This is a genomic window from Marinobacter mangrovi, from assembly GCF_016798325.1.
Taxonomy (GTDB): Bacteria; Pseudomonadota; Gammaproteobacteria; order Pseudomonadales; family Oleiphilaceae; genus Marinobacter_A; species Marinobacter_A mangrovi.
The window spans coordinates 257743-281477 of record NZ_JAERVO010000005.1 but is presented as its reverse complement, the minus strand read 5'-3'; the positions used below and the strand labels follow the sequence as shown (position 1 = coordinate 281477).

Annotated in this window: 20 protein-coding genes; 5 read left to right on the top strand and 15 right to left on the bottom strand. The window is 63.1% G+C overall.

The features are described from left to right. Nucleotide 1: 1 nt before the first annotated feature. Nucleotides 2-625: a hypothetical protein gene (locus JL474_RS16150; RefSeq protein WP_203142880.1), complete on the top strand. Its 624-nt coding sequence runs from the start codon at nucleotides 2-4 to the stop codon at nucleotides 623-625. A 14-nt stretch (nucleotides 626-639) separates the two neighbouring features. Here JL474_RS16150 and JL474_RS16145 read toward each other — a convergent pair whose 3' ends face one another. Then, nucleotides 640-1686, bottom strand: coding sequence for a transporter (locus JL474_RS16145; RefSeq protein WP_123636474.1), 1047 nt, complete (start codon nucleotides 1684-1686; stop codon nucleotides 640-642). Continuing rightward, nucleotides 1683-3083: a sigma 54-interacting transcriptional regulator gene (locus JL474_RS16140; RefSeq protein ID WP_203142879.1), complete on the bottom strand. Its 1401-nt coding sequence runs from the start codon at nucleotides 3081-3083 to the stop codon at nucleotides 1683-1685. The genes JL474_RS16145 and JL474_RS16140 overlap by 4 nt, the downstream gene beginning before the upstream one ends. A 443-nt stretch (nucleotides 3084-3526) precedes the next feature. Between JL474_RS16140 and JL474_RS16135 the strand changes: the two genes are divergently transcribed. Genes JL474_RS16135 through cadR form a run of 3 tightly spaced genes read left to right on the top strand, consistent with a single transcriptional unit; the run spans nucleotide 3527 to nucleotide 6467 of the window. After that, entirely contained in the window at nucleotides 3527-5530 is a 2004-nt protein-coding gene (locus JL474_RS16135) for a CASTOR/POLLUX-related putative ion channel (RefSeq protein ID WP_203142878.1), read from the top strand. Then, nucleotides 5527-5997 carry a Cys-tRNA(Pro) deacylase gene (gene ybaK / locus JL474_RS16130; RefSeq protein ID WP_123636471.1) on the top strand — a complete coding sequence of 157 codons (471 nt, stop codon included), beginning with the start codon at nucleotides 5527-5529 and terminating at the stop codon, nucleotides 5995-5997. The genes JL474_RS16135 and ybaK overlap by 4 nt, the downstream gene beginning before the upstream one ends. A gap of 17 nt (nucleotides 5998-6014) precedes the next feature. Continuing rightward, nucleotides 6015-6467 carry a Cd(II)/Pb(II)-responsive transcriptional regulator gene (gene cadR, locus JL474_RS16125; protein WP_123636470.1) on the top strand — a complete coding sequence of 151 codons (453 nt, stop codon included), beginning with the start codon at nucleotides 6015-6017 and terminating at the stop codon, nucleotides 6465-6467. 5 nt (nucleotides 6468-6472) lie between these two features. Here the strand turns inward: cadR and JL474_RS16120 are convergent, their stop codons facing one another. The 13 genes from JL474_RS16120 to JL474_RS16060 all read right to left on the bottom strand — a co-directional run bounded on the left by JL474_RS16120 (nucleotide 6473) and on the right by JL474_RS16060 (nucleotide 21372). Further along, nucleotides 6473-8050, bottom strand: coding sequence for a cation:proton antiporter domain-containing protein (locus JL474_RS16120; RefSeq protein ID WP_123636469.1), 1578 nt, complete (start codon nucleotides 8048-8050; stop codon nucleotides 6473-6475). A 91-nt stretch (nucleotides 8051-8141) separates the two neighbouring features. Next, complete coding sequence (locus JL474_RS16115) at nucleotides 8142-8915, bottom strand: substrate-binding periplasmic protein (protein WP_203142877.1); 774 nt, start codon at nucleotides 8913-8915, stop codon at nucleotides 8142-8144. A 76-nt stretch (nucleotides 8916-8991) separates the two neighbouring features. Next, nucleotides 8992-9948 carry an alpha/beta fold hydrolase gene (locus JL474_RS16110; RefSeq protein ID WP_203142876.1) on the bottom strand — a complete coding sequence of 319 codons (957 nt, stop codon included), beginning with the start codon at nucleotides 9946-9948 and terminating at the stop codon, nucleotides 8992-8994. 65 nt (nucleotides 9949-10013) lie between these two features. Then, nucleotides 10014-11303 (bottom strand): phosphoribosylamine--glycine ligase, encoded by a 1290-nt coding sequence (gene purD, locus JL474_RS16105; protein ID WP_203142875.1) that lies wholly within the window; start codon nucleotides 11301-11303, stop codon nucleotides 10014-10016. Nucleotides 11304-11321: 18 nt separating this feature from the next. Further along, nucleotides 11322-12899, bottom strand: coding sequence for a bifunctional phosphoribosylaminoimidazolecarboxamide formyltransferase/IMP cyclohydrolase (gene purH, locus JL474_RS16100; protein ID WP_203142874.1), 1578 nt, complete (start codon nucleotides 12897-12899; stop codon nucleotides 11322-11324). 83 nt (nucleotides 12900-12982) lie between these two features. Further along, nucleotides 12983-13300 carry a DNA-binding transcriptional regulator Fis gene (gene fis / locus JL474_RS16095; protein WP_123636464.1) on the bottom strand — a complete coding sequence of 106 codons (318 nt, stop codon included), beginning with the start codon at nucleotides 13298-13300 and terminating at the stop codon, nucleotides 12983-12985. Then, a complete protein-coding gene (gene dusB / locus JL474_RS16090; RefSeq protein WP_123636463.1) occupies nucleotides 13297-14295 on the bottom strand; it encodes a tRNA dihydrouridine synthase DusB in 999 nt (332 codons plus the stop codon). The genes fis and dusB overlap by 4 nt, the downstream gene beginning before the upstream one ends. Before the next feature lie 233 nt (nucleotides 14296-14528). Then, on the bottom strand, nucleotides 14529-15857 hold the full coding sequence (locus tag JL474_RS16085; protein ID WP_203142873.1) for a DUF3426 domain-containing protein: 1329 nt from the start codon (nucleotides 15855-15857) through the stop codon (nucleotides 14529-14531). Between the two features lie 205 nt (nucleotides 15858-16062). Then, nucleotides 16063-16959, bottom strand: a complete 897-nt coding sequence (gene prmA / locus JL474_RS16080) for a 50S ribosomal protein L11 methyltransferase (RefSeq protein ID WP_203142872.1) — start codon at nucleotides 16957-16959, stop codon at nucleotides 16063-16065. A gap of 156 nt (nucleotides 16960-17115) precedes the next feature. Next, nucleotides 17116-18456 (bottom strand): acetyl-CoA carboxylase biotin carboxylase subunit, encoded by a 1341-nt coding sequence (gene accC / locus JL474_RS16075; RefSeq protein ID WP_203142969.1) that lies wholly within the window; start codon nucleotides 18454-18456, stop codon nucleotides 17116-17118. A gap of 23 nt (nucleotides 18457-18479) precedes the next feature. Further along, nucleotides 18480-18944, bottom strand: coding sequence for an acetyl-CoA carboxylase biotin carboxyl carrier protein (gene accB / locus JL474_RS16070; protein WP_203142871.1), 465 nt, complete (start codon nucleotides 18942-18944; stop codon nucleotides 18480-18482). A gap of 47 nt (nucleotides 18945-18991) precedes the next feature. After that, nucleotides 18992-19426, bottom strand: coding sequence for a type II 3-dehydroquinate dehydratase (gene aroQ, locus JL474_RS16065; protein ID WP_203142870.1), 435 nt, complete (start codon nucleotides 19424-19426; stop codon nucleotides 18992-18994). 332 nt (nucleotides 19427-19758) lie between these two features. Continuing rightward, nucleotides 19759-21372, bottom strand: coding sequence for a diguanylate cyclase (locus JL474_RS16060; protein ID WP_203142869.1), 1614 nt, complete (start codon nucleotides 21370-21372; stop codon nucleotides 19759-19761). 339 nt (nucleotides 21373-21711) lie between these two features. Between JL474_RS16060 and JL474_RS16055 the strand changes: the two genes are divergently transcribed. After that, entirely contained in the window at nucleotides 21712-23694 is a 1983-nt protein-coding gene (locus tag JL474_RS16055; protein ID WP_203142868.1) for a bifunctional diguanylate cyclase/phosphodiesterase, read from the top strand. Nucleotides 23695-23735 lie beyond the last annotated feature (41 nt).

Genomic DNA, 23735 nt, shown 5'->3' with positions numbered 1-23735 from the left:
TATGGAAACCCACAATGAAAACAAACAACCGCCTCGCCACACAGCGCTCATGCTGGCTTTGCTCGTAGCAGGCGTCGCGGGCGCTGGTCCGGTCGGTGCGGCCACCGAATGGGGATTGTCGACCCTGGACGATCCGATTCTGGATCAGCAACGGGGTGGCTTCCGCATTGGTAACCTGGAGATCAGCATCGGGCTGGAGCAGGTGGTGGCCATCGACGGCCAGATCGAGGTGATCAACCGGCTGCTGATTCCCAACCTGAATCAGTCCGTCGGCAGTGGCGCCGTGGCGCACCAGATTGAGCAGGTGCAGGTCTCCCGTCCGGCCGCGTCTCCGACATCCGGCAGCAGCGGCAGCGGTGTGGGCGGCAGCTCGAGTCAGTCCACCCCGGTGGCCTCATCATCGCCTGCCCAAGGTACGACCATCAGCTCGCCGATGATCAGCACCGGCGCCAATGCCACCACCATCGTGGCCAGCGAGTTGCGCAGTGGCGCCTGGGCGACCCGCATCCAGAATGACGTCAATGAACGGGTTATCCAGAACATCCGCTCGCTGAACATTCAGCTCAACAACGTCGGTCTGCCCAGCTACCTGCCTGACAACTTCCTGCAAACCCCGGCTCGCTGAGCCGGGGCGTGTCTTCAGAAGGCGATCGGCAATTTGAGGGTGAGTTCCGTCGTGGGGGCGTTTTCGGTGACGCCGATGCTGACGGACAGACTCATGCTGGTATCCGGCGTCAGCTGCTGGGACAGTCCGAAGGACAGTGAGCCCACCTGGATGCGATCGAACTGCGCGTTGTTCAGGTCGTTGTCGAACTCGACATCGGTCTTGGGAATCACGGAATGATCATAGCCGAGACTGAACGACGTGCGCTCGTTGAAGGCAAACCCCATCCCGAACCCGAACCGGATGATATCGCCGGGATCAATGGTGCCGCCGTTCTCGACGCCCTCGTCTTCCTCGATGGTGTAGGTGTAGCTGAGGTTGCCGAACAGCACCGCCGGATCGGAGGGGTAAATGAAGGAGAAGCCCGGCTCCACACCCCAGAAACCGGAGCCGGTTGGGCGCTCGGTGAAGGCCACCCCAATCGGGTTGCCCTGACTGTCTTCCAGCACACGCCGGTCCACGTCGTAGGGCCCCTCCCCGGTCGGGGCCTTCACCCGGAAGGTGCCGATGATGTAGGGCCAGCCCTCGACGCCGTCGTTGAACTGATAGCGGAGCGTGGCCTCAATGTCCCCCAGACCCTGGCCGGACGATTCGGTCAGCCGGTCCACCGGTGTGCCCTGGAACGCCTCGCGCTCGCGTAAATCTTCGTGGATATCCAGGTAGGGAACCCGGATCGTGGTTTCCAGACGGCTGGTAATGCCGTATTTCAGGGTCAGCGCGCCGACAAAGATATCGCGCTGCACCTCGGAGACGTTGATCAGCCCGACCAGTAGCGCCGGAATGACCGTGTACCCCTCGATCGCCACCAGCGTCGAGTTGCTGTTGGCGTAGGAAAACGCCGGTTCGATGACGAACTTGCCGGGGCGCGTCACGATTCCCCGATCGGTGGTGATCGACGCGATTTCGCTGGCCTTTTCGTTGATACGTTGGGCCTCCTCGTCGGCGGTTGACGTCTGGGCGAGGGCGGGTTGCAGGAGCAGACTGCTGCCAAGGACAGCGGGAACCAGGGCATAGCGGATCATGACAATCCTCCTTTTCGGACGACCGATGACCGACCGGATTCCGGCGTGGTGGGGCCGGTACCGTGCTTCGCCATCAGCCGATAGAGCGACAGGCGCGAGATCTGCAGCATGCGCGCGGCCGCGGAAATGTTGTTATTGGAGAGATTCAGGCAATGGGTAATGGCTTCGCGCTCGGCGCGGGCGCGGAAGCGGGCGAGGGAGAATTGGGCAGAGACAGTGGCATCCGGGGTATGAGTCTGCAGGCCCAGGTCGGCCGGCGTAATGGTGTCTGACTCACTCAGCAGGATGGCCCGTTGCAGCCGGTTTTGAAGTTCACGCAGGTTGCCCGGCCAGTTGTGCTCCAGCAGGCTGGCCATGGCGTCTTCGGACAATCGCCGGCGATGGTGGCGGCCATGCCGGGCGGCGGCCCGCAGGATCGAGCTGGCCAGTTCGGGCAGATCCTCCAGACGGTCGCGCAACGGAGGCAGCGACACCTGCAGGTTGCCCAACCGGTAGAAAATGTCGGCACGGAACTGATCCTGCGCCACCAGCGGCTCCAGCGGTTGCGAACTGGTGGCAATGACGCGGGCGTTTACCCGGCGCTGGCGCTGACTGCCCAGGCGTTCCACCAGCCCTTCCTGCAGGAAACGCAACAGGGTGGATTGCTGTTCCGGTAGCAGTTCGTCGATGTCACGCAGGATCAGCGTGCCGCGGTCCGCCTGTTCGATGCGGCCGGGGCGGGCGGTCAGCGCATGGGTGAAGGCGCCTTTCTCGTGGCCGAACAGCTCGCTCTGGGTCAGATTGACCGGCAGGGCCGCGCAGTTAACGGTGACGAACGGCCCTTGCTGGACCGCCGAATGCTCGTGGATGAACCGGCAGGCCGCGTTCTTGCCGGTGCCGCTCTCGCCGGTAATCAGCACCGGCTCGGCGGTCTGGGCCAGGCGCCGGAGCAGGGCCCGGGTTGCCTGGATGGCCGGTGAGCGTCCGGCCAGCGCGTGGAGTTGGAACGGCTGGCGGACGCGGCCTTGCAGGCGGCTCAATAGATCCGCCATGCCCCATAAATGGCCCAGGGCGTTGTCCATGCGCAGCATGTCGTAGGGGAGGGTGTGGTAATCCATGCAGTGAGCGGCAACAATCTCACTCAGCGGGCTGTCCGGTTCCGGCTGTTCAGCCAGCAGGCCGACCCACTGGGTGGGACAGAGCGCTTCGATCCAGCCCTCCAGTAGCGGGGCCAGTTCCGGCGTGAAGTGGGTCAGGTCAATGACACCGACCCGCACCTTGGGCAGGGTGGCGGTCCGGCGACGCGGCGGTATCGTAAGATCCGCCGGGTAGAGGGCCCAATGTCGGGCCAGTTCGCTGCACGAATCCGGTATCGTTCCACCGGGCGCCAGCCAGATGAGGGTTTTATGGTTGTGCATAGCCTAGTGCCTCTGAACACAAGTTCGTCGTGAGTCGGCGCAACTGTGCGGCTACCTTGACCGGAGCCGCGTTCACTAGGCAGGAATCAGGGCGGACAGCCTCGGCCGTTCTTACAGGCACTCAATGCTCCTGATGCCCGGGGAGACTGCCCTCTCTCCAGACGCCATCGAATCTGGCGGCAAGCTGGAGAATGCTCCCTCGGGGCCAGTCAGATCGCCTTACACTGGCCGGCTGAATAGGCCCCGGAACTGGAATTGAGCATAATTGGTGCCATCCGGGAAAATGCTGTGGTTTCTGACCACTTGCAGATCCTGAACCGCTAACGTCGGTTCTTCCTGTAAATATTGTCGACGTACCGCTAACTGCGTCGGAGGTGGTGGCTTGCCTTGACCGCTTCCGGATTTGCCAACATGATGATTTTGTTCACGTAAGAGGACAGCCCATGCTGCCATTGCCGTTCCTGGACCGAGTGAAGTACATCGTTGAACGCCAGTTTGTGAAAGGTGCGCTCTTCCAGCTGCTGGTCGTTGGTGTCTTTATCGGGCTGATTTCCCTGGTCGGCGGACTGCTGGTCTGGCCGGGCAGCGACTCTTTCGGCGACCTCGGTGACGCGGTCTGGTGGGCCTTCCTGCGGCTGACGGACCCCGGTTACCTGGGGGATGACCAGGGCGACTGGCGGCGGTTGGTATCGACCCTGCTGACGATCACCGGCTACGTGGTGTTCATGGGCACGCTGGTGGCGATCCTGACCCGCTCGCTGATTGCCCGCATGACCGATCTTGAACGCGGGCTGACGCCGGTCACCCTGCGCCATCACGTGGTGGTTCTCGGCTGGAACAACCGGACGATTCCCCTGATCCAGGAGCTGCTGGCCTCCAGTGGCCGGGTGCGGCGTTTCCTGGCCCTGCATGCCACGCGCCGACTGCGCATGGTGGTGCTGTCGGAGGAAGTGTCCTCGGAACAGGTGCTGAGCCTGAGCAGCGACCGGGAGATTGGCCGGCGCGCGCGCCAGATCGTGCTGCGCTCGGGTACCCCGTTGCAGCCGGAAGCCCTGCACCGGGTGGCCTGTCTGGACGCGGCGGCGGTGATCGTGCCCAGCGGGCGTGAACATGGCTCCGACAGCCTCGTATCGGCCGATGTCCGCACGGTCAAGGCGTTGCTGTCGATGGCGTCCCAGGCCCAATATCAGCACCGGCCCTTGCCTTACGTGGTCGCCGAGATCGACGATATCCGCAAGCAGGCGGTGGTGGAACGGGCCTATCCCGGACCGCTGGAAGTGATTGCCGGCGATGCGGTGATCAGTCGGCTGATGGTTCAGACCATCCTGCATCCCGGGTTGTCGGAAGTGCTGAACGAACTGCTCACGGCGCGGGTGGGTAATGATATCTATGTGCGTTCCGGCGACATCGCCGAAGGTCTGACCCTGAGGGAATTTGCCCGGACCTGCCCGGAAGCGATTGTGCTGGGGATCCTGCAGGACGGAGCAGACGGCTGGCAGGTTCGCCTGAACGCCCCGTCAGACACGCCGATTCGGGACGAGGACCGTCTCATCATCCTGGCCCGGGATTACTCGGAAACCCAGCCGCCGGCGGATCTCAAGACCCCACTGGATACGATTGAGCGCGGCGCGATGCCGGTGCTGCCGCTGACCCATACCGGTCCCCGCCACCGGATCCTGATGCTGGGCTGGAACGATCGGGTGCCAGCGTTGCTTTCGGAAATGGCGGGTTATGACAGCCACGCTTTCCAGGTCGACCTGGTGTCGATCGTGCCCGCCGACGATCGGCAACTGGCGATCGACCGGTACTTTGGCGACAGCCAGGGCGTCCGCCACCATCAGATCGAGGCGGATTTCGTCGTGGACGCCGAGCTGCGTGCGCTGGAGCCAGCGGGGTACGACTGTATCCTGCTGCTCAGCAGCGATCGGCTGGCGTCCGGTGAGGAAGCCGATGCCCGTACCATGATGGGCTACCTGCAACTGCAGGAGGTGCTGGCCGATGCCGACGCCCAGCCGCAGGTGATCCTGGAACTGAGCGATCCGGACAACGAAACCCTGCTGGTCACCAACCAGAGCGAGACGATGGTCAGCCCGATGATCCTCAGTCACATTCTGGCCCAGGTGGCCCTGCGTCGGGAGCTGCGGGTGGTGCTGGAAGAGCTGTTTACCCCGGGCGGCGCTGAAATCATCTTTCGCGACTTCGCCGATTACGACTTACCGACGGAACCTGACTTTGCGGCCCTGGAAGCGGCGGCCGGCCGTCACGGCGAGACCGCGCTGGGTGTCTTCCGGACCCGGCCGGACAGCAACGGCTCCTGGGTCATGCTGAATCCGGACCGGACGACACCGCTGGACTTGCAGACCGGAGACCGGTTGGTGATTCTTGGTGGCAGCGCCGGCCAGACCAGCGCATCCGCCGACCACGAAACCAGGGAGGCCCCTGTATGACACCGGCTATTGACCAGGCCCGCAAGGCCGGCATTGCCTTCGAGATCCAGGAATACGAACACGATCCGGGCGCTGAAAGCTACGGTGAGGAAGCCGTTGTGAAGCTGGGGCTGTCACCGGACCAGGTGTTCAAGACGCTGGTCGTGAAGCTGGACAGCGGCGCGCTGGCGGTGGGCGTTGTGCCGGTTACCGGTAAGTTGAATCTCAAGCAGATGGCCAAGGCGGCCGGCGCCAAGAAGGCGACCATGGCCGAGGCCCGGGACGTGGAGCGGGTGACCGGCTACGTGCTGGGCGGGGTGAGCCCGCTGGGCCAGAAGAAGCGCCTGAAGACCGTGGTGGATGCCTCCGCCGAGTCGCTGCCGACGGTGCATGTGAGCGCCGGTAGACGGGGACTGGAAATCGCGCTGGCGCCAGCGGATCTGGTGGCCCTGACCGGCGGGGCCTTTGCCCCGATCGCTCAAAACTGAAAGCGAGGCAACGAGTCATGCGAATCGGAACCCTGGCGCGCAAGACCGGGTTTTCCCAGGAAACCATCCGTTACTACGAAAAGATCGGCCTGATCCCTCAGCCCGGTCGCAACGAGGCCAACTACCGGGACTATGGGGACGCCTTCCTCGACCGGTTGCGCTTCATCGCCAACTGCCGGTCACTGGACATGACCCTGGATGAAGTCCGCCACCTGCTCGAGCTGCGGGACAATCCCGAGGCCCGTTGTGGTGAGGCCAACGCGCTGCTGGGGGAGCATCTGGAGCATGTTCGCCACCGCGTTGAGGAGTTGAATCAGCTGGCACGTCAGTTGGAAGTCATTCAGGGTCAGTGCGATGTGGATCAGCCCGCACGGGACTGCGGCATTCTGAATGAGCTGGATCGGATGGAGCCGGTGGAGGAGCCGGAAAACAGCCACGTGCCCGGCAGTCACGGTCACCGTCCCGGCTGAGGCGTCTAGCCGAGACTCTCCGGCAGGGGCGTGCGGTCCACGGGGTTGAGGTGCTGGTTGACGTGGCCGGCCAGGGCCACCCCCGTCTCGTTCATGGTCAGGTAGGCGTCGTCGGCGCCGGCCTCGCGAATTTGCGGCACCTCGTCCTCATGCAGGGTGTGCGCCGCAATGAAACCGGTGAAGCCCCGTTCCCGGAGTTTGCGGGCCGCAATCTTCTTACCCTCGATATCGTGCAGACACAGGATGACCGCTTCCAGTTCGGGCATGTCCAGGGTTTGCCAGAAATTGAAATCCTCCGCGTCGGCGAAGGACACGTTGCGACCGGCGGTACGGTGTCCCTTGAGTCGCGCCGGGTCGGAATCCAGCCCCATCAGCCGGGGCTCCGTGTGTCGCAGTTCTTCGTAGGCGGCCGTGCCGGTCCGGCCCATACCGATAATCAGCACCCGGGTGTCGCCCAGGGAAACCGGCTGCTCGTCCGGATGGCGCTTGCTCGATTCCAGCGGGTCGATGTAGCGGGCCAGGCGCGCGTAAAGCGGATGGGCCAGGCGGTTGAGCGGCGCCGAGATGATGAACGACAGCGCCACGGTCACGGCCAGTGGCACCAGCCACTGGGGCAGGGCCACGCTGGCCAGGATCAGGCCGAATTCGCTGTAGTTGGTCAGCAGCAGGCTGGACAGGAAGCTGCTGCGCGCCCGCAGACGGAACACCAGCAACAGCCCGAAGAAAAGCAGGCCCTTGAGTGGCAGCAACAGGGCCGCCACGACGGCAAACAGCAGCGCATGGTCATCCGGCAATCCGCCCATCCCGATCTGCAGGAAAAAGCCCACCAGGAACACTTCCTTGACGCTCCACAGGGAATTGGACAGCTCCACCGCGCGCGGATGTTTGGCCAGCAGGGCTCCCATCAACAGGGCGCCCAGCTCGGAGCTGAGTCCGGCCAGCTCGAAGCCGATACCGCCGACGGCCAGGGCCAGCATCAGACCCAGCAGCACCAGCAATTCATCGTGACCGGACGCATCCAGTAAGCGAAATAGAAGAGGGCGCAAGAGCGGCAGCGCAAACACCAGGAGCGCGTAGACGGATGGGGAATGGCCGGCGGTCAGGCTCATGACGACCAGGGCAATCAGATCCTGCATCACCAGGATGCCGATGGCCACCCGGCCGTGAAACGCCCGCAACTCCTGTTTGGATTCCAGGACCTTGGCGGCCAGCACGGTGCTGGAGAACGACAGGGCAATGGCCAGCATCAACGCGTCGGTGGTGTTCAGATCCAGCAGCAGGTAGAGCCCGGGCATGAAGACCAGGCAGGTAATGGCGAAATGGAGCAGGCTGCCGCCGATCACTTCCGGGCGGATGATGGAGCGGAATTTCAGCTTGAGGCCGACGGTAAACAGCAGGAGCAGGACGCCCAGGTGGGCCAGCTCCCTGAGGATGAGATTGTCCTCGGTGTGCAGGTCAAAAGGCGCCGCAAGGCCATTGAGGGTGAAGCCGGCGATCAGGTAACCCACCAGCGGCGGCAGGCCGGCGGAGCGGGCCAGCAAGCCCAATGTGAAAGCGAAAAAGATCCAGAGTGCTTCAGTCATGATTGGCCTGTCGTGATGTCCCTATGCGCCTTCGCCACGGCCCGATTGTTACAAGTTCTGTCGGGGCTCGCCAGTGCTGTGGAAGCGGGTCTTAATCCTGGGGGCTGTTCAGGACGATGCGGTATTTGTCGGCCAGTTGGTCCAGTTCCCCCGATTCCTGGAGCGCCTGAACCCCCTTGTCGAGAATGTCGGCGTAACGCTGGGCATTGGGATCGGCCGGGGAAAAGGCGATGAACAGGGGCTCACTGGACGCAACGCCGGCCTTGCGCAGGGTCGTGGGATTGCGGGATTGGCTCAGGTAATAGCGCATGACCGCCTCCTCCTCGACGAAGGCATCGATGCGTTTCAGGCCCAGCATCTCCAGAAAGCGGCCGAGGACATTCTGGCCGTTGAGGATCATCAGTCGCTGCCGGTCCGCGCGATGGGGAAGAATGTAGCGATCATTGAGATCGCCGTAGGAATAGTCGTCGATCACGCCCAGCCTGATATCGGATAGGGAATCGTCGTCCCTGTATTGCCAGGTGGAATCGCTCTGGGTGAAGAAGGTGTGTCGCGCCATGGCGAGATAGCGTTTGGGAAAGACGAGGTTTGACACTTCCTTTCGGCCGGTGCCGACGAGGGCGGTGTATTGGCCCGATTCCACTTCCTTGATGGCGCGGCTCCAGGGGCGGGTCAGGTAAATGACGGTGTAGCCGGCGCGACCGAAAATCCGGTCGGCCACTTCGATCATGAACCCCGGATCGTCGCTTTCCGGCTGACAATTGAACGGGCACCAGTAATCGGCCACCAGGGTCAGCGTTTCGGCGCGTAGTGGGAGAAGCCAGGCAAACAGAGTGAGGCCAACCGCAACCCGGAAACAATGCAATGGAGGTGTCCCTGACTGTGAGAGCGTGCCGTTATTATATGAAAGCTGGAAGTGTTTGCCAGTGCCAGGAAGGCCTTCAGCTGCCGGGCTGCTCCTCGATAAAGTGGCGGATCAGCCGGGCGGTCTGTTCCGGAACTTCGATCATCGGCGCATGGCCGACGTGGTCCAGGATGACCTTGCGCGCATTGGGGATACGCGTCTCGAAAACGTCGGCATTGCGATAGTCGATCACCCGGTCGTCCCGTCCCCAGACGATCAGCACCGGGGCGCGGATGCTGGCCAGTCGGTCGCGAAAGGCGGTGTCATAGCCGGAGTTTTCAATCTGCTCAAAGATCCTGTGATGGATGGCCCGGTTGGCCAGCGCCCGGTCTTCCATCACGCTGTAGATGGGCCAGGGCACAAAAGGCTTCTGCTCCAGGGCGAAGTCCACCAGCTTTTCGAAGTCGCCGGGCTGCTCCACGATCAGCGGATTGTCACCCGCCTTGACCCGCTCCACGAGTTCGCTGTCGTACGTCATGACGCCGGCCGGATCCAGTAGTGTCGCGCTGGCCACCCGGTCCGGGTAGGTGGCGGCGAACTGCGCGGTAATCGCGCCGCCCATGGAGTTGCCGACCATGTGGACGCGCTGCAGGTCCAGTGCATCGAGGATGGCCTTCACATAACCGGCCTGGGCGCCGATGGTGTAATCCCGGTTAAGGTCCTTGTCGCTGGCGCCGTGGCCCGGCAGGTCAATGGCGTAGACGTTGTAGTGGTCGGTCAGTTCGCGGGACAGCCGCAGCCAGTTTTCCTTGTTGGCAGCAAAGCCATGCAGCAGGACCAAGGTGGGGCCATCGACGGGGTATTCGTTGTGCAGGTAGGCAATGGTCCGGTCATCCACCTCAATTTGCGCATCCAGCAAGCCGGCCGCCTTGCGTTCGTGGGCCAACATGGCGTCGTAGATGGCCTCCCGGGAGCAACCGGATAGCAGCAGGATCGACACCAGGAGTGTCAGCAGTGCACAGGGGCGGAAAGCGGCAGGCAGTGGTCGCAGCATAACGGGTCCTTGTTCGTGGAGCGGGCACAAAAAAGCCCGGTCGGTGACCGGGCTTGGGGTTCAGCTTAGTCCTTGGTCTCGCGGGCAATGGCCCGATAGGCGATGTCCTTGCGATAGAAGGCGCCGTTCCAATGGATGCGGCCCGCCAGTTTGTAGGCCCGCTTCTGGGCCTCGGTGACGCTGTCACCCAGGGCTGTCGCGCAGAGTACCCGGCCGCCGCTGGTGACCACGGTATCGCCGTCGAGCCTGGTGCCGGCGTGGAAGACCTTCTCACCCTCGGTCTCACTCTCCGGCAGGCCGCTGATGGCCTTGCCTTTCTCGTAGCTGCCCGGGTAGCCGCCGGCAGCCAGTACGATGCCGACGGACGCGCGCGGATCCCAGTGGGATTCGCACTGGTCCAGTTTGCCATCGACGGCTGCAGAGCACAGTTCCGCCAGATCGGATTGCATGCGCAGCATGATCGGCTGGGTTTCCGGGTCGCCGAAACGACAGTTGAATTCGATCACCTTGGGCGCGCCGTTGGTGTCGATCATCAGGCCGGCGTACAGGAACCCGGTATAGGGGTGGCCTTCTTTCGCCATGCCTTCGACGGTGGGTGTAATGACCTCGTCCATGATGCGCTGGTAGACCGCATCGGTGACCACCGGGGCCGGCGAGTAAGCGCCCATACCGCCGGTATTGGGGCCGGTGTCGCCGTCGCCAACGCGCTTGTGGTCCTGGCTGGTGGCCATCGGCAGCACGTTCTTGCCGTCCACCATGACGATGAAGCTGGCTTCTTCGCCGTCCAGGAATTCCTCGACCACCACACGGTTGCCCGCATCGCCGAAGGCGTTGCCAGCCAGCATGTCGCGGATGGCGTCCTCGGCTTCTTCGAGGGTCATGGCCACGATGACGCCTTTGCCGGCGGCCAGGCCGTCGGCTTTCACGACGATCGGTGCGCCCTGTTCACGGACGTAGTCCAGTGCTTCGTCCATGTCGGTGAAGTTGGCGTAAGCCGCGGTGGGAATCTGGTGGCGGTCCAGGAAGTCCTTGGTGAAGGCCTTGGAGCCTTCCAGTTGGGCCGCGCCCTTGTCCGGGCCGAAGACCCGCAAACCGCGCTTGCGGAACAGGTCCACCACGCCGGCGACCAGCGGGGCTTCCGGGCCGACGATGGTCAGTCCGACAGCGTTGGCTTCGGCGAAGTCCGCCAGTTTGTCCAGTTCCATCACGTCGATGTCGACGTTTTCCAGGTTCGGCTCGCGAGCGGTGCCGGCGTTGCCCGGGGCCACGAAGACCTTGTCTGCGTTGGGGGACTGGGCGGCCTTCCAGGCCAGGGCGTGTTCACGACCGCCGCTGCCAATAATCAGAATGTTCATGGTTGTCGTCCTGTCGGCTCAGTGGCGGAAGTGGCGCATGCCGGTGAAGACCATGGCGATGCCGTGTTCGTTGGCCGCGTCGATGACTTCCTGATCGCGCATGGAACCGCCCGGCTGGATCACGGCCTTGATGCCGGCTGCTGCCGCCGCGTCAATGCCGTCCCGGAACGGGAAGAAAGCGTCGGACGCCATGACCGAACCCGGCACTTCCAGGCCTTCGTCCGCGGCCTTGATACCGGCAATTTTGGCGCTGTAGACCCGGCTCATCTGGCCGGCGCCGATACCGATGGTGCGACCGGCCTTGGCGTAGACGATGGCGTTGGATTTGACGTACTTGGCCACTTCCCAGGCGAACAGCAGGTCGTTCAGTTCGTCCTCACTGGGCTGGCGCTCGCTGACGACTTTGACGTCGTCCATGGAGACCATGCCCAGGTCCCGGTCCTGCACCAGCAGGCCACCGGTCACGCGCTTGTAGTCCATGGCCTTTTCGCGTTGGTCGGCGAATTCGCCGCAGGCCAGCAGGCGCACGTTCTTCTTGGCGGCGACAATCTCGACGGCCTCGTCGGCGACGGTCGGCGCGATGATCACTTCCACGAACTGGCGATCGATGATGGCCTTGGCGGTTTCGGCGTCCAGCTCGCGGTTGAAGGCGATGATGCCGCCAAACGCAGAGGTGGGATCGGTGGCAAAGGCCAGGTCATAGGCCTGGCGGATGTCCGCACCGATGGCCACGCCGCAGGGGTTGGCGTGCTTGACGATGACGCAGGCCGGATCCGCGAACGGCTTGACGCATTCCAGGGCCGCATCGGTATCCGCCACGTTGTTGTAGGAGAGTTCCTTGCCCTGCAACTGTTTGGCGGTGGCTACGGACGCTTCCTGCGGGTTGCGCTCGGCATAGAAGGCCGCGCGCTGATGCGGGTTTTCGCCGTAGCGCATGTCCTGCACTTTCACGAACTGGGTGTTGAAGGTGCGCGGGAAATCCGGGTTGTCGTTGTCCGCGGTGCGCCCGCCCAGGTAGTTGGCGATGGCGCCGTCGTACGCCGCAGTGTGCTCGAAGGCTTTCACCGCCAGATCGAAACGGGTGCCGTAGCTCAGGGCGCCGTCGTTCTCCAGCTCGTCCAGGACACGATCATAGTCCGTGGCGTTGACCACGATGGCCACATCGTCGTGGTTCTTGGCGGCGGCGCGGACCATGGTCGGACCGCCGATATCGATGTTCTCAATGGCCGTAGGCAGGTCGCAATCCGGTTTGGCGACGGCCTGCTCGAACGGGTACAGGTTCACCACCACCATGTCGATGGGCTTGATGCCGTGCTCGTCCATCACGGTGTCGTCGGTGCCGCGACGGCCGAGGATGCCGCCGTGGACTTTCGGGTGCAGGGTCTTGACGCGACCGGCCATCATTTCCGGGAAACCGGTGTAATCGGACACTTCGGTGACCGGAATGCCGTTTTCCTGGAGCAGGCGGAACGTACCGCCGGTGGAGAGGAGTTCAACATCGCGGGCGCTCAGGGTGCGGGCGAAGTCAACGATGCCGGTTTTGTCGGAGACGCTGATCAGGGCGCGTCGGATCGGGGTGGGAGCCTTGTTTGCCATGAGAGTACGATTTTTCCGGGGACTGAACGAAATGAGGGCCGCGCGGTGGTTACCGGAGGCCCTCGTCGAAACGGGTTACGCGATTATAGCAGACCGTACTGCTTGAGCTTCTTGCGGAGCGTCCCGCGGTTGAGGCCCAGCATGGTGGATGCCTTGGTCTGGTTGTTGCGGGTGTAGCGCATGACCTGCTCCAGCAGCGGCGCTTCCACTTCGCTCAGCACCAGCTGGTACACGTCGGTGACCGGGGCGCCGTCGAGCTGCTCGAAGTAGTTGGTCAGGGCAACCTCGACGCTGTCGCGCAGGGTCACGGTGGTGCCGTTATGCCCGGGCGTCTGCAGGCCGGGATTGCCGTCGCCGTTGGGGTTGGTGGTCTGTTCGTTGGCCAGTGTCTCAGCGGTCATGCTGCGAATACCTCTCCATTTCGTAAGCCTGAAAAGTACTGTTCAATGTGGTCGAGTTGCGCCTGGGCCACTTCAAGCTGGTTGAAGTGGCGGCGGAACTGTTTGTCCTCGTCGTGGGACTGGAGGTACCAGCCCACATGCTTGCGGGCAATGCGAACGCCCATGCGTTCGCCGTAAAACCCGTGCAATGCGATCAGGTGCTCGATGAGCAGCGTCTCGACCTCGTCCAATGAGGGACCGGCCATATGCTGGCCGGTTCGCAGGAAATGCTCGATTTCCCGAAAAATCCAGGGGCTGCCCTGGGCGGCCCGTCCAATCAGCAGGCCGTCGGCGCCGGTATGCTTTAGCACATGCTGTGCCTTTTCCGGCGAGTCGATGTCGCCGTTGGCAAAGACCGGAATCTCGACGCTGGCCTTGACCGCGGCAATGGTGTCGTACTCGGCTTCCCCCTTATAGGCGTCGGCCCGGGTCCGCCCGTGAATCGACAGGGCCTGGATGCCCGCGTCCTGTGCCATGCGCGCGATCAGTGGCGCATTTCGGTGCTCGCGGTCCCAGCCGGTGCGCATCTTCAGGGTGACCGGCACATCCACGGCGTCGACAACCGCATGCAGGATGTCGCGAACCAGCGGCTCGTCCTTCATGAGCGCGGAGCCGGCGGCCTTGTTGCAGACCTTCTTGGCCGGGCAGCCCATGTTGATGTCGATGATCTGGGCGCCGTTTTCGACGTTCAGTCGGGCGGCGTTGGCCAGCATCTCGGCATCGCCGCCGGCGATCTGCACACTGCGGGGCTCTGGCTCACCGGCGTGGTCCAGGCGCAGCCGGGACTTGCGGGTATGCCAGAGCCGGCTGTCGGCAATCACCATCTCGGACACCGCGAGTCCGGCGCCGAGACGACGGCAGAGCAGACGAAACGGTCGGTCCGTCACACCCGCCATGGGCGCAACGATTAACGAGTTGGGTAGTGTGTAGGGACCGATTTTCGCTTCGGGTAGCATCTGCTCGCACCTCGTTGATCTGGTTAAAAGTCAACCAGTTCTCAAGGGGCGACAATGATACCCCTGACCCTCACGGGATTGAAGGGGTAATGTCGCGAAAAAATTGATTATTTTTCGCTCTATCTGGTTGACTTTTCGACGCCGTGATGCGTTTCGGGGGCGGGCTTCTCGTCAATCGGCTATTGACGAAAAGGCCGCCCGGCGTTCACTGCCGGGCGGCCTGTCAGGCGGTTCTACTTCGTCGAACGAGCGATGAAGGTGATGTTGTAGTTGACGGCATCCCGACCCGGATCGCGAATGTGGATGGAAATCCGGATGGGTGTCTGGCTGGGCATCATCGACAGGTCCTGGGCCTCGCCGGACAGGTATTCATCCGGCTCGAACAGGCTTTGCGCCACGACGTCGCCGTTGAGGTTGGAGAACGTCAGGCCGATGTTGGGGAAGGGTTGCTCGAAGCGCGCTTCGTTGACCAGGACCGCATCCACCACCAGCGTGCCGCGCTGTTGCGGATCGGTGCGCACCACCAGTTTCTGGCTCTGGATGCGGTCGATGGCCACCAGCGGCGGCAACTCGCAGCCCAGGACCTCGCAGCCCTGTTCGTAATAAGGGCGCAGTTCCGGAATGCTGGACAGGCGATCGAGCTGGAAATAGGTGACCTGTGAGACCAGCACGCCCAACAACACCAGGATGAGCAGCGTCCAGATGCTGCGGCGCAACCAGGAGCGTTGTGGTTTGCCGATGGCGATCGGTTCGTGGCGCAGATCCTGGAACGCGTTGCTGCTGCCCAGCCGGCGGGTGGCGGCGAGCGGTTCATCCCGCTCCGGGCGAATGGCATCCGGGTCCGGAGCCGGCTCGGGGGCCGGTTGGGTAGGCTGCGCCGGCCTGGTGCGCGACGTTTCTGTCGCCGGACCGAAGGATTCGGTGTCCGGTTCAGGCGCGGGCTCCGGTTCGGCCTTGGGGCGAGGTTGCGGGCGCTCCGGCTCGGATTTGGGGGCCTGGAAGGCGGTACGCTGGCTGAACGGGTCGTCCAGCAAGTCCTCGTCGTCCGCCGACGGCGCCGGTTCCGGCTCAGGCTGGCTGGGCCTGGAGGCCGGCGGCTTGCGGGTCATGGACTCGCTTTCGTCGAGAATGGCCTCTGCCCAGCTCTCGTCGATGTCGGTCTCGATCTCGTCTTCGTCGTCGCGGTATCCGCTGTCCCGGGTTTCGTCAAAATTCAGGAAGCTGTCGCTCAGCTCGTCGTCATCGAAGGTGGTCTTGGTGCCGGCGTAGTTGCCCTCGGCGGCGTCCTCTTCGGGATCGTCTTCGAAGATGAGTTCTTCTTCCTCCATAAAGGAACTGGAGGATGCGCTGGGCGACGGTGCCGGTTCAGGTTTGGAAGGGGATGCGGCCGTCGCAGCAGGCCGGGGCTTGCTGGTTTCGGTTTCGCTGTGTTCGAGGGCGTTGAACACTTCCATGCAATTGCCGCAGCGGACCTTGCCGCGGGCAATGCCGAGCTGTTCCTCGGTGACCCGGAATCGGGTGTCGCAATGGGGGCAACGTGTCAGCGTACTGCTCTGGCTCATCCTTTATTCCTGTCGCAGGTCACGGCTCGGAATCCCTGTCGCATCGTAAAGGCCCGGAGAACCTCGCAAGCGCCCCGATTGTGGGCTTGCAGAAGGTTCGCCGATGTTGGCCTGGCCGGCTACCCGTCCTTGTTGTCCGCCCCGATGGGAGCGGTGGGCCGCAGGATCTGTGAGGGCCACAGTGTAGACGGTCCGCCGGTTGTCGTCATCTGTCGCGACGTTGTCCGGTGAGGCGGACCCAATCCTCCTGCTGGACCGGCTCGTCCATGATAAACCAGGGCTCGTAGGCGTCCATCACCTCCCGGGCCTGGTTGGACAGAATACCGGACAGCACGATATCGCCGCCATCCTTCACCCGACTGGCCAGTTTGGGGGCCAGGCCAAGCAGCGGCTGGGCGAGGATGTTGGCCAGCAGGACGTCCGCCTGGGTGTCCGGCTCCTGGTCCGGCAGGTACAGGTCGAGCCGCGGATCATCGATGCCGTTGCGACGCGCATTGTCGCGGCTGGCATCCAGGGCCTGGGGATCGGTATCGACGCCGATGACGTGTTTGGCGCCCAGCAGCAGGGCCGCCAGTCCCAGAATGCCAGAGCCGCAGCCGTAGTCGATCACCTGGGTGTCCTGCAACGGCTTGCCGTCGAGCCATTCCAGGCACAGGGCGGTGGTCGGGTGGGTGCCGGTGCCGAAGGCCAGGCCCGGGTCGAGCATCAGATTGGCGGCTTCCACATCGGGAACGTCGTGCCAGCTGGGCACGATCCACAGGCGCTGGCCGAAGCGCAATGGCTTGAAATCGTCCATCCAGGCCCGTTCCCAGTCCTTGTCCTCGAGCAGCGAGACGTCGATCTCGCCGATTTCCTGCTGGGTCTGCTGGTGGTAGGCCTCGGCCAGCATGGCCTTGAGGCTGTCGATGCCGGTGTCGGCATTGAACAGGCCGGTGACCCGGGTCTGGCCCCACAGCGGCGTGGTGCCCGGGTCCGGTTCATAGAGGGGCTGGTCGGCGGCATCCTCCATGGTGACGGCGTCGGCGCCGGCTTCCATGAGGATATCCTCCAGTAAATCCGCGTGTTCCGGATCGGTGGGAACGCGCACCTGGATCCAGCGCATAGGGTTACTCCGTCAATGTGAGGGTGGCGACTGCAGTCGGTCTGGCCCCGAGTGCGAAACGATCAGCCTTCCTGAAGGCAGCGCCCCCAATGCCGCATCGCGTCGACGCATCATTGGGGGCGCTGAGGCCGTCAATACCACATTGACGCGGCACGACTAGTCTTTGATCAGCTTCTCGAGATAGTGGATGGTAAATTCCACATTCTTGAAGCCGCCGTCAAGGATCAATCGGCGATGCAGGGGCTGATTGGTCTTGATGCCTTCCACGACCAGCTCGTCCAGCGCGTTCTTCATGCGCTTGCGGGCGGTCTCACGATCCTCGCCAAAGCTGATGAGCTTGCCGATCAGTGAGTCGTAGTAGGGCGGGACCGAATAGCCGGTGTACATGTGGGAATCGACCCGCACGCCGTTGCCGCCGGGGGCATGGAAGTGCTTGACCTGACCCGGGCTGGGAATGAAGGTCTGCGGGTCTTCCGCGTTGATCCGGCACTCCATGGCGTGACCGGCCACCCGGATCTCGTCCTGGGAGAAGGTGAGCGGCAGGCCGCTGGCGACGCGCAGCTGCTCCTTGACGATGTCCACGCCGGTGACCATTTCCGACACCGGATGCTCCACCTGAACCCGGGTGTTCATCTCGATAAAGTAGAAACGGCCGTCCTGGTACAGGAACTCGAACGTCCCGGCGCCCACGTAACCGATTTCCTTACAGGCGTCGACACAGGCCTGCAGGGTCTTCTCGCGTGCTTCCGGATCGATGTTCGGCGCCGGGGCTTCCTCGATGACTTTCTGGTGACGACGCTGCATGGAGCAGTCGCGGTCGCCCAGGTGAATCACGTTGCCGTGCATGTCCGCCAGGACCTGTACCTCGACGTGACGGGGCCGCTCCAGGTACTTCTCCAGGTAGCAGGTCTCGTCACCAAAGGCGTTGCGGGCCTCGGATTGCGTGATCTGGATGCTCTTCAGCAGCGACGCCTCGGAGTGCACCACCTGCATGCCGCGACCACCGCCGCCGGAAGCGGCCTTGATGATGACCGGATAGCCGATCTTGCGGGCCACTTCCAGCGTGTGCGCATCATCATTGGTGATCGGACCGTCGGAGCCCGGTACGGTGGGGACACCGGCCTTCACCATCGCGTTGATGGCGGACACCTTGTTCCCCATCAGGCGGATGGTTTCGGCGCGTGGGCCGATAAAGCGGAAGCCGCTCTTCTCGACCTGTTCGGCGAAATCGGCGTTCTCTGCCAGGAAACCGTAGCCCGGGTGGATACCGACCGAGTCGGTAACTTCCGCGGCGCTGATGATGGCAGGAATATTGAGGTAGCTTTCAGTCGCACTGTTGGGGCCGATGCAGACGGATTCGTCGGCGAGCCGGACGTGCATCAGGTCACGGTCGACCTGGGAGTGAACGGCAACCGTGCGGATGCCCAGCTCCTTGCACGCTCGCAGGATACGAAGCGCGATCTCGCCCCGGTTGGCGATCAGGACTTTTTCAATCATGGCCATGGGTCAGTCGTCTTCGATCAGGAGATAATAAAGAGCGGCTGGTCGAACTCTACCGGCTGCCCGTTCTCTACGAGAATGTCGACAATGGTACCGCTCTTGTCGGCTTCGATCTGGTTCATCATCTTCATGGCTTCGACGATGCAGATGACGTCGCCGGCGGCAACGGTCTGACCGACTTCAACGAAGGCCTTGGCGGTGGGCGACGGCGAGCGGTAGAAGGTGCCGACCATCGGTGAGCGAACCTGGTGGCCCGCCGGCGTGTTGTCGGCCGGCGCTTCGGCGGCGGCAGGCTCTGCCGCCGGCTGCGGTGCCGGTGCGGCCGCGGGTGCCGGTGCATAATGGGCCGGCATCATCTGGGCGAATTCGGCCTGGCCGCGGCGACGGGTGATGCGAACGGTATCCTCGCCTTCGCGGATCTCCAGTTCTTCCACGTCCGATTCTTCAATCAGTTCGATCAGCTTCTTTACTTTACGAATATCCATAGTCTGTTCTCGCCGGAATTAATTGACAGCTCTCGTCGACATTGAATCTAAAGTCGTGCCAGTGCGGCCTGCAGCGCCAGGTCATAGCCCTGGCTGCCGAGGCCGCAAATCACGCCGACCGCCACATCCGAAAAATAGGAGTGATGGCGGAAGGGTTCACGGGCGTGCACATTGGAGAGGTGCACTTCGATGAAAGGGATCTCCGCCGCCAATACGGCGTCGCGCAGGGCAACGCTGGTGTGTGTAAAGGCCGCTGGATTGATCAGGATGAAATCCACCCCTTCCTGTCGTGCCTCGTGGACACGGTCGATCAATTCATACTCTGCGTTGGATTGCAGATGCAGCAGATGATGACCCGCCTGACTGGCCTGCCGATGCAGGCGATCGTTGATGTCATTGAGGGTCTCGTGGCCGTAGACGTCCGGTTCCCGAACGCCAAGCATGTTCAGGTTGGGGCCGTGCAGCACGAGAATCGTGGCCATGGGGAAAACCTTGTTATTGGCTCGTTTTCTGACAGGATCGCCGAATATAGCGACATTTTCCAGTCATCATGACCAGTATAGTCTATGACTTCAACACATTTTGACAATCGGCCCGGGTCAGTCACGCCGACATTGGCACCATTGTTGTCAAGCAAGGTAGACCCGTCCATAAGACGTTGGTTTCATATCGGGTGGTCTAAGGCGCCGAAAGCCCTTCTTTGCGGAGTCTGCCGGTAATGGTCAGGAAGTGGCGGGGAACGGGGAGGTTTGTGCGGTCGTGAGTGTCTGTGGAATCGCGCTCCGACCCTCGGGCGGGCCGGAGCGTTGACCGGTTACTGGCTGGCCGAGACGACGGTGTTGCGGCCCAGGCCCTTGGCGTCGTAGAGGGCGCGGTCGGCCCGTTCACACAGGGTCTGGGCGCTCTCGCCCTGCCAGGCGGCAACACCGCAGCTGAAGGTGACCTTGAACTCCTGGGCGCCGGCCGGTTGCAACAACTCGGCAAAGCGCTCGCGAATTTCGTTGATCACGTTCTTGGCATCGCTTTCCCGGGTGTTGGGCAGGATCAGCGCGAATTCTTCACCGCCGTAGCGACCGATGTGGTCGGTCTTGCGCAGACGCTGCTTGAGGAACATGGACAGGCTGCGCAGCACCCGGTCGCCAATCGGATGGCCGTAGGTGTCGTTGATCTTCTTGAAGTAGTCGATGTCCAGCATCGCAAAGCACAGCGGCTGGTCCTTCTGCTTCGCCTTGACGATTTCCTGGTCCAGCAGGTGCAACGTGTGGGTGTGATTGTACAGGCCGGTCAGGCTGTCGCGGATCATCAGCGCCAACAGGGAGCGGGCGCGCCGGCCCCGGTTGTGGATGGTGGCGATCAGGTGCTTGGGGTCGATCGGCTTGGTGAGGAAGTCGTCGCCGCCCAGGCTCATGGCGTGCAGCTGCTTGGAAACGTCGTCCTCGGCGGACAGGTAGATGATCGGCACGCTGTGCAGGCGGTCCTGCTGGCGGATTACCCGGGCGATTTCCATGCCGGTGCAGCCGGGCATGTACATGTCCAGCACGATGATTTCCGGCGAGAATGCTTCCAGCGCGTGGATGATCTGCATGGGATCGGTAATGATGTGGGCGGTCATGCCGGCCCGGGTCAGGACGTTCTCCATGAATTTGGCCTGGGCGCGGGAATCGTCCAGGACCAGCACGCGGTAGGGTTCGACGGTATTGCCGTGGGTGTAGGTCTCGATCTTTTCGATCAACTGGCCCGGATCCACCGACGGGAAGAAGAATTCCTCGCCGCCGCAACGGGACGCACGCAGCCGGGTTTCGATGGTGCCGTCCTCATCGCTCATGAAGATCACGGGGATCGGTGTGTCGTGGCGCTCCTGCAGCGCCTCGACGGTGGCGATGCCGGCCAGTTCGCTGCCGCCGAAATTGACGTCCATCAGGATGGTTTCCGGCTTGTGGCGGCTGCAGGCGTCCATCAGCCCTTCGGCGTCCTCGAAAGCGGCGGCACGGAATCCAAAGAATTCCAGCTGCTTGATCAGGCGGTTGGCCATTTCCAGCTCGCAGAGGGCCACATAAACCGGGGTGCGCAGGTAGGTGCGGGGCGCTTCGTCCAGATCCTGGTCGGTGCGGCGCAGGGTGCACTGGCTGAGCTGGTCCATCGCCCCCTGCAGTTCCTCACGCACGGTGTCGGGCAGCGAGGCGTCAGGGGCCCAGCGTTGCAGGATGCCCAGCAGCGCCTCGCCGGCGCTGGCGTGCTTGACCATCTCAAAACGCTGGGCGTAGCGCACCAGCTTTTCGGTCGCGCTGGACAGGTCGCGGTGCAGGATTTCCGCCTGGCTGTCGGATTCCTTCACTTTTTGCCAGGTGTCGAGGACGACTCTTGCCTGGGTCGTAACGCGCCGCGCAAAATGCTGTTTCAGCTTTTCCTTTTGATTGTCGTCAGTCATTGGGTCTCTGGCCTGTCTTCTTGCGCAGTGGCCGAGCCAGGTTGCTGTCTCCGGCCACTTCCTGGTCCGGTACGCCCTTTCGCAGCCGTTCCGGATGGTCGGTTCCCTCACGCCAAGGCAGTGAAGCTGAGAACATCGTTTTTGTGAGTCGTTGAACGCCGTCAGGCGATCCAGACGCTCTGTTGTGATTGTAGAGCTCTCAATGGCTCTCTGGAGAGTCTATAGTGTTTTATGTTGTCGGCGTAGGTGACGCTGTGTAAATGTTTGTCATATCCGACGCTTTTGTCGCGTCAGGAGCCATTGAATCCGATCGATTCATGCCAGGGGGCTGGCCAGGGAATGCGGAAAACACGCCGTGGCATCATTTCATTGCAACTGCTGTTGCTGCTGTTCACCGGCAGTCTGATCCTGCTGCTGATGGTGGCCAGCCTGCTCGCCGGTATGATCGGCTTTCGCGGGTATATCGTCGAGCAACTGGAGGGGCACGCCCATGACGGGGCGGTCGCCGTGGGCCTCTCCCTGTCCAACGCCATCGACGGCCGGGATGCGGTGGCGGCGTCCTCACTGATTGACGCGACCTTCGACAGCGGCCGCTACCTGGTCATTCGCTACAAGAATACGTCGGCCGATTTCGAGATCGAGCGCCGCGATCGTTTGCGGACGCCGGGGGTTCCGGGCTGGTTCGTGTCTCTGGTGGATCTGCCCGTCGAGCGCTTCGGCCAGCGCGCCGAGGTGGTTCGCGGTTGGCAGCGCCTGGGGTTCGTCGAAGTGGTCAGCCATCCGGGGCAGGGCTACCGGGATCTGTGGCGAATGGCCCGGCAGATGGCGCTGGGGGCGCTACTGATCGGCATCGTCGCCTTGCTGATTCTCTTCTTTATCCTGCGCCGGGTTCTGCGGCCACTGGCCGGGCTGGAGCGTCAGGCCGAAGCCATCCGCAACCGGGATTTCCGATCGCGGGCGCCGGAGGCAGGCACGCGCGAGCTGGCGCGGGTGACGTCCGCCATGAACCAGATGACCCACGACCTGGGTGCCCTGTTTGAGGGGCAGGCCAAGCTGATCCAGCATCTGCGGCGCATGAGCAACGAAGACCGGCTGACCGGCCTGGCCAGTCGCAGCGCGTTCGAGCAACGCATGTCGGTGGCCGTCGAGAGCCGGGATTCCCGGCGCCAGGGCGCGCTGGTGCTGCTGCAGCTGGCGGATTTCGGGCGCTGTAACCAGTTGGAGGGTCGTCAGGCGGCGGATAATCTGTTGCTGGCGGTGGCCGAACGCATCCAGGCGTTCGTACGCGAGCACCCCGGCAGCTTTGCCGGTCGCCGTAACGGGGCCGAGTTTGCCCTGTTCCTGCCCGGTGCAGCGCCGGTGGATGCCGAGTTCTGGGTACGCCAGCTGCTGGCGGACCTCGACGGCATCTACGCCGATCGTTCGGCGGGTCGTGACGTGGCCGTCCACGCCGGTCTCGCCGCTACCAATGGCCATCTGGCCGGCACCCGCGAGCTGCTGGCCGCCTGCGATGAAGCCCTGCGCCAGGCCCAGATGTCGCGGGAAACCGACTGCAAGGTGTTCGACACCACCCAATCCGTGCAGCACAGCGTCGACCAGTGGCGCGAGCACCTGGAATCGTCCCTCGACGCCGAACGCATCCGGCTGGTCTATCAGCCCATGCTGCGGACCGTTGATCAGTCCGTTCACCATTACCACGTGCTGTCGCGCATCGAGGTCAATGGCGAATGGGTGGCTGCGGGGATCTTCCTGCCCATGGCCGAACGGTTCCGGATGATGGCACGGCTGGATCGGATCGTGTTCCGGCGGGTGCTCGATCTGCTACGCCAGTACCCGCTGCAATCCTTCAGTCTGACCCTGGGCAGTTCCTCCATTGCCGATGCCGGTTTCCGGGACTGGCTGGCGAGGACGTTGTCCGAGGAGGGTGCCGCGGTGCTGGCTCGGCTCTGGGTCTACCTGCCTGAGGATGCGGTGCACCACCACCGGGCGGATGTGGGCAACTGCGTCAAGCTATTGCGTCGCCATGACGTGCGGGTGCTGGTGGATCATTTCGGCGTCGGCGGCGTGCCGTTCAGTTACCTGCGTAATCTGCCCTTCCAGGCCCTGCGTATTGATCCCAGCTTTATCCGCAATATCGATACGCATCCGGACAACCGTTTCTATCTGGAGTCCATTGTGCCGATCGCTCACAGTCGCGGCGTCGAGGTGTTTGTGGCGGGCGTCGAAACCGCCGCGGAATGGCACCTGGTTTCGGTGCTTGGCGTCGATGGCGGCATCGGTTATCACCTGGCCCGGCCAGGGGATACCTTGCCATCGGTCTGAGTGGCACGTCCCACAATTGCGGTGCCCATGACAATCCGGCA